At 36.6% G+C, this 6,255-nt stretch carries 4 protein-coding genes and 1 rRNA gene; all 5 read right to left on the bottom strand.

Going from position 1 to position 6,255, the window contains the following annotated elements:
- Window positions 1–71: ribosomal RNA gene (locus C568_RS0119120) — 16S ribosomal RNA — on the bottom strand; the annotation flags it as partial.
- A gap of 241 nt (window positions 72–312) precedes the next feature.
- The gene (gene gyrA, locus C568_RS0119115; RefSeq protein WP_018782458.1) at window positions 313–2,784 is read right to left on the bottom strand and encodes a DNA gyrase subunit A; all 2,472 of its coding nucleotides are present in this window, start codon (window positions 2,782–2,784) and stop codon (window positions 313–315) included.
- An 88-nt stretch (window positions 2,785–2,872) separates the two neighbouring features.
- Window positions 2,873–4,795, bottom strand: coding sequence for a DNA topoisomerase (ATP-hydrolyzing) subunit B (gene gyrB / locus C568_RS0119110; RefSeq protein WP_006096802.1), 1,923 nt, complete (start codon window positions 4,793–4,795; stop codon window positions 2,873–2,875).
- A gap of 38 nt (window positions 4,796–4,833) precedes the next feature.
- Window positions 4,834–5,961 (bottom strand): DNA replication/repair protein RecF, encoded by a 1,128-nt coding sequence (recF, locus tag C568_RS0119105; protein ID WP_003194147.1) that lies wholly within the window; start codon window positions 5,959–5,961, stop codon window positions 4,834–4,836.
- 12 nt (window positions 5,962–5,973) lie between these two features.
- On the bottom strand, window positions 5,974–6,186 hold the full coding sequence (gene yaaA / locus C568_RS0119100) for a S4 domain-containing protein YaaA (protein WP_003194149.1): 213 nt from the start codon (window positions 6,184–6,186) through the stop codon (window positions 5,974–5,976).
- Window positions 6,187–6,255 lie beyond the last annotated feature (69 nt).

Below are 6,255 nucleotides of genomic sequence, written 5' to 3'. Positions count from 1 at the left end.
ATTCGCTCGACTTGCATGTATTAGGCACGCCGCCAGCGTTCATCCTGAGCCAGGATCAAACTCTCCAATAAAGTTAGTTTGTCTAGCATCTAAAATAAAAATTGACGTTTCACGTTGTTTGTTTCGTTTAGTTTTCAAAGTTCAACATCGCGTTTCAGCGACTTTTATAATATAACACAGTATATTATTTTCGTCAACAAGTTTTTTCGATAACTTGTATCTCTCATTTGCTGACTCTGCCTATTATATAGACTTTCCCATCTCTATGCAAGTATTATTCTAAAAAAAATAAGAGAGGGAAAATCCCCACTCTTATTCTTCAGAAGCCTCTTCGCTTCCATCTTCTTCTTCTTCATCTTTTTGCGCTTTTGCTACTGTTGCTACTTCTTGTTCATTTTCCAAACGGATTAATCGTACACCTTGCGTATTACGACCCATTTGAGAAATTTGATCAACTGGCATACGGATAATAATACCCGCAGCTGTAATTAGCATAATATCTTCTTCGCCAGTTACAGACTTAACTGCTACTAATTTACCGTTTTTATCTGTGATATTACATGTTTTTAAACCTTTACCACCGCGACTTTGTAGACGATATTCATCAACCGGTGTACGTTTTCCGTAACCATTTTTGGTTACAATTAAAACGTTCATATCCTCTTCAACAATTTCCATACCTACAACTTGGTCTTCATCACCTAGTGTAATAGCTTTTACACCTGCCGCATTACGTCCCATAGAACGAACATCTTGCTCATTGAAACGAATTAACATACCGTTACTTGTTCCAACAATAATATCCTTATCACCAGATGTTAAGCGTACAGAGATTACTTCGTCCTCTTCACGAAGGGAAATTGCAATTAAACCATTCGTACGTATATTGGCAAATGATGAAAGAGGCGTTCTCTTAGAAATACCTTGTTTTGTTGTGAAGAATAAGAATTGATCATCACCAAATTCACGGATTGGAATAATAGCGTTGACCCACTCACCTTTATCTACTTCTAACAAATTAACAATTGGTATACCTTTTGCCGTACGGCTATACTCTGGAATTTCATATCCTTTTGTACGGTATACTTTACCTTTGTTTGTGAAGAATAGAATATGATCATGTGTAGACGTTGTCAATAAATGCTCAACAAAGTCATCATCATTCGTACCCATTCCTTGTACACCACGTCCTCCACGGTTCTGTGTTTTGTACGTAGAAGCTGGTAACCTTTTGATATAACCATTATGAGTAAGTGTGATAGCGATATTTTGCTCTGGGATTAAATCCTCATCTTCAATTGATTCCATACCACCAATTGTAATTTCTGTTCTTCTTTTATCATTAAAGCGTTCTTTTACTTCTGTTAATTCTTCACGAATAATTTCAAGAACCTTTTCTTCATCTGCTAAGATGGCCTTTAATTCAGCAATTAACTTCATTAAGTCTTGATATTCTTGTTCAATTTTTTCACGTTCTAGTCCTGTTAAGCGTTGCAGACGCATATCTAAAATTGCTTGCGCTTGTTTTTCACTTAAACCGAAACGTTCCATCAATCCTTGTTTTGCAATATCAGCAGTCTTTGAACTACGAATTAAAGTAATTACTTCATCAAGGTGATCTAATGCAATTCGTAACCCCTCTAAAATATGAGCCCGAGCTTCCGCTTTCTCTAATTCATAAGCAGTACGTCTACGAATAACTACCTGTTGATGCTCTAAATAATAATATAAAGTTTGTTTTAAGTTTAATACTTGTGGCTCCCCATTCACGAGCGATAACATATTAATACCGAAGCTTGTTTGAAGCGCTGTATGTTTATATAAATTATTTAATAGTACGTTTGCATTTGCATCACGGCGTACTTCCATGACAATACGCATACCATTTCGATCTGACTCATCGCGTAAATCTGTAATACCTTCGATTTTTTTATCGCGAACTAACTCTGCAATTTTTTCAATTAATCGAGCTTTATTCACTTGATAAGGCAGCTCTGTTACAATAATTGCTTGTTTTCCATTTGCCTTTTCTTCAATTTCAACTTTAGCACGAAGTATAATAGAACCGCGACCTGTTTCATACGCTCTTCGAATTCCACTTCTCCCTAAGATTAGACCCGCCGTTGGGAAATCTGGTCCCGGAATAAATTCCATTAATTCCGCAATAGTAATGTCAGGATTATGACTCAATGCTAGCACGCCATCAATTACTTCTCCAAGTTGATGAGGCGGAATATTTGTTGCCATACCAACCGCGATACCTGTCGTACCGTTTACTAATAAGTTAGGAAAGCGCGCTGGTAATACAATTGGTTCTCTCTCAGAACCATCGTAATTGTCTTGGTAATCTATCGTGTTTTTCGTAATATCACGCAACAGCTCCATAGAAATCTTAGACATTCTTGCTTCTGTATAACGCATTGCTGCTGCTGAATCTCCATCAACAGAACCGAAGTTACCATGCCCATCAACAAGCATATAACGTTGACTAAAATCTTGTGCCATACGTACCATTGTTTCGTAAACGGCTGAATCACCATGCGGGTGATACTTACCAATTACTTCACCAACAATACGCGCTGATTTTTTATATGCTTTATCAGCAGTAATCCCTAAATCATTCATTGCGTATAAAACCCTGCGATGCACAGGTTTTAACCCATCACGAACATCTGGTAGTGCACGAGATACGATAACACTCATTGCGTAATCTAAAAATGAGGTACGCATTTCATGACTAATATTAATTTCTCGAATTCGTGCTTGTTCTTGATTGTCTGACATCAACGAGCACCTCCTCTTACATTTCCGTTACATATACATTGATTTATATGTAGAAGACAGGAATGCTTAGATTCCTGTCATTACTTACTTAAATATCAAGGTTTTTCACGTATTTTGCATTTTCTTGGATAAAGTTACGACGTGGCTCTACTTTATCACCCATTAAAATTTCAAACGTTTCATCTGCTTCAATTGCATCTTGCAGAGAAACTTGAAGTAATGAACGTACTTCTGGATCCATTGTCGTTTCCCATAATTGAGTCGGATTCATTTCCCCAAGACCTTTGTAACGCTGAATACCAGGTTTTGGGTGAGCTGGTAACTCTGCTAATATTTTTTCAAGCTCTTTATCGTTATAAGCATATTGAATCTTTTTCCCTTGTTGCACTTTAAACAATGGTGGTTGTGCAATATATATATAACCATGTTCAATGATTTGACGCATATAACGATAGAAGAACGTTAATAATAGAGTACGAATATGCGCGCCATCAACATCGGCATCGGTCATAATAATAACTTTATGATAGCGAGCTTTTTCAATATCAAAATCCCCACCGATATTTGTACCAATCGCTGTGATAATCGTACGTACTTCATCATTAGATAAAATCTTATCTAATCGTGCCTTTTCAACGTTAATAATTTTACCCTTAAGTGGTAAAATCGCTTGAAAGTGGCGATCGCGTCCTTGTTTTGCAGAACCTCCTGCAGAATCTCCCTCTACGATGTAAATTTCACTAATCGAAGGATCTTTAGAAGAACAGTCTGCAAGCTTCCCTGGCAAACTAGATACTTCCAGCGCACTCTTTCGGCGTGTTAATTCACGTGCCTTCTTCGCTGCTACACGTGCACGTGCTGCCATTGTTCCTTTATCCACAATCTTACGAGCAACATTTGGATTCTCAAGTAAAAACTTTTCGAACGCTTCTGAGAAAACAGATTCTGTAATCGTTCTCGCTTCACTATTTCCAAGTTTTGTTTTCGTTTGTCCCTCAAACTGTGGATTCGGATGTTTGATGGAAACAATCGCTGTTAGTCCTTCACGTACATCTTCACCTGTTAGGTTACTATCAGCATCTTTTAAGATGTTATTTTTTCGTCCATAATCATTTATTACACGTGTTAGGGCAGTCTTGAAACCAACCTCATGTGTACCACCTTCATACGTATGAATATTATTCGTAAATGAATAAATATTGTTTGTATAACCTTCGTTATATTGAAGAGAAACTTCAACTTGAATTCCATCTTTCGAACCCTCTACATATACAGGTTCTTCATGAATCGGTTGCTTCGAGCGGTTTAAATGCTCAACATAAGATTTAATTCCACCTTCATAATGGAACTCTTTCTTCTGCTTATTTTCGCGTTTATCTTCAATTATCAATTTAATATTACGATTTAAAAATGCTAGTTCACGCATACGTGTTGCTAATGTATCAAAATCGTATTCTGTAGTTTCTTTAAAAATTTCTGGATCTGGCTTAAAACGAGTTATTGTTCCTGTATGATCTGTTTCACCAATTACCTTTAAATCTGCAGCTGGGATACCTCGTTCATACTTTTGATAGTGAATTTTACCTTCACGATGTACAAATACTTCCAACTCTGTTGATAGAGCATTTACAACAGATGCACCCACACCATGTAAACCACCGGAAACTTTATAACCGCCACCGCCAAATTTACCACCTGCGTGGAGTACAGTCATAATAACCTCTACAGCAGGGCGTCCCATTTTTTCTTGTATACCAACTGGAATACCACGACCATTATCCGTCACACGAATACTATTATCTTCTTCAATGCTAACATTAATTTCATCACAGTATCCTGCTAATGCTTCATCAATACTATTATCTACAATTTCCCATACAAGGTGATGAAGACCCTTCCCACTTGTAGATCCAATATACATACCCGGGCGTTTTCGAACTGCTTCCAGTCCCTCAAGCACCTGTATTTGACTTTCATCATATGAATTTTCCTGCATTTGCTTTTGTTCCATTGACACAAAGATCACCTACTTTTCCATTTAAACAGAAATTATGTTCTGTCTATTTCACAATCTACCGTGCCGTTCGTTACATGAATTGTTTTCGCTTGCTTTAATGTTTCGTGTTCAATTCCGTCGACACTTGTCGTTGTCACAAATGTTTGCACTTTTCCTTGAATTGTATTTAAAAGATGTGATTGACGATAATCATCTAACTCTGATAACACATCATCTAATAAGAGGATTGGATATTCTTTAACCTCTGAATAAATCAATTCAATTTCAGCTAACTTTAGGGAAAGTGCGGTTGTTCGTTGTTGCCCTTGTGAACCAAAGACTTGAACATTTTTATCATTAACGAAGAATTGTAAATCGTCACGATGAGGACCAATTAAAGTTGTACCACGGAAAATTTCACGTTGTTTCACAGATTGAAAACTTTCATAGTATACTTCTTTTATTTTCGACAAATCCATTGATTCTGATACATCTACGCTCGGTTTATAGACTATTTCTAGTTCCTCTAATCCCCTACTAATGCCACGATGGATTGGGGCAGCCCATTCTTGTAATAAATGCAGAAACTCAAAACGTTTTTGCAAAATTTTTGTACCATGTTCAATGAGTTGCAGTGTAAATACATCCAACATCGTTTCCTCATTTTTACTATTCCCTTGCATTTTTTTAAGCAAGTGATTTCGCTGCGTGAGCACTTTTTGATATTGACTTAACTCATACAAATAGACAGGAGCTATTTGTCCAAGTTCCATATCTAAAAAGCGTCTTCGTACTTGAGGGCTTCCTTTTACAAGATTTAAATCTTCTGGGGCAAACATAACAACATTCATTTCACCAATATATTGGCTTAACCTTTGTTGTTCTAGCTGATTTAATTTTGCCTTCTTCCCTTTTTTAGAAATATTTAATTCTAAAGACAAGGAACTGTTTCGCTTTTGTAATCTACCTTTTATTTTACCATAATCCTCATCCCACCGGATAAGTTCACGATCGTTCGAAGTTCGATGAGACTTGGCCATCGCTAATACATAAATAGCTTCCATCAAATTCGTTTTCCCTTGAGCATTTTCACCAATAATTACATTCACTTTATCCTCAAAGGAGAGATCCAGATATTCATAATTGCGATAATTTTTTAATTGTAATTCTTTAATATACAAAGGGCTCCCCCTTTATGCTTGAACTTGAAATGTTCCGTTTCCCGGAATTTCAACAATATCATTTGCATACAACTTTCGGCCTCTTCTATTTTCAAGCTCTTGATTGACATACACTTCGTATTCTTGTAAGAACCATTTAACAGCACCGCCTGTATCAATTACATCAGCTAACTTTAAAAATTGTCCCAGTGTAATATACTCAGTTGAAATCTTAATACGTTTCATAAAATCGCTCACTTTCTGAAAGTGTTCATTCTTTCATTGTACTAAATAAACCCGCATTAGGAAAGTAAT

It is taken from the genome of Bacillus sp. 95MFCvi2.1, assembly GCF_000374965.1.
Classification (GTDB): Bacteria; Bacillota; Bacilli; order Bacillales; family Bacillaceae_G; genus Bacillus_A; species Bacillus_A pseudomycoides.
Note: the sequence above shows the minus strand (reverse complement) of the source record. Positions and strands in the feature narration are given on the sequence as shown.